Source organism: Ralstonia sp. SET104 (genome assembly GCF_003851545.1).
Classification (GTDB): domain Bacteria; phylum Pseudomonadota; class Gammaproteobacteria; order Burkholderiales; family Burkholderiaceae; genus Ralstonia.
The window spans coordinates 1-441 of record NZ_BHVX01000047.1; the positions used below are offsets into that span (position 1 = coordinate 1).

Annotated in this window: 1 protein-coding gene; it reads right to left on the minus strand. The window is 63.9% G+C overall.

The features are described 5' to 3' along the window. Positions 1–441, minus strand: a 441-nt coding sequence (locus PSUB009319_RS22745) for an IS66 family transposase zinc-finger binding domain-containing protein (RefSeq protein WP_185453546.1), incomplete at both ends; no start/stop codon positions are given.

Below are 441 nucleotides of genomic sequence, written 5' to 3' on the forward strand. Positions count from 1 at the left end.
GATGGGGCGGCTCGGCGCAGCGGCTTGTGCGATGTGGTCGCAGCACGTGCACGCCAGTTTGGGGCGCACATGGCGGATCACGCGGAAGCTCGCCGGTACATATTCAAGCTGTTCGGAGACGTTTTCACCGAGCTGCTTCATGGGGCCGCCGCATGCAGTGCAGGTCTGCGCCGATTCCGGCCAGTACGTCAGGATCTCGCGGGGCAGATGCTCCGGGAGTGGTTTGCGTGGCGCCTGTTCCGGCGCCGTGCGTGGCGTCTTCGGAACCTCGATGGGGGCTGCGCCTTCGTCAGCCTCGAGCTCTTCCAGTCGCAACTCGAGTTGTTCGATCCGGTGGTCGAGCTTCTCGGAGCTACGACCGAACTGCATGCGGCGCAACTTCGCAATCAGCAGTTTCAGGTGCTCGATCTCGGCCTTGGCGGTAGCGTTTGCCGCCTTGTG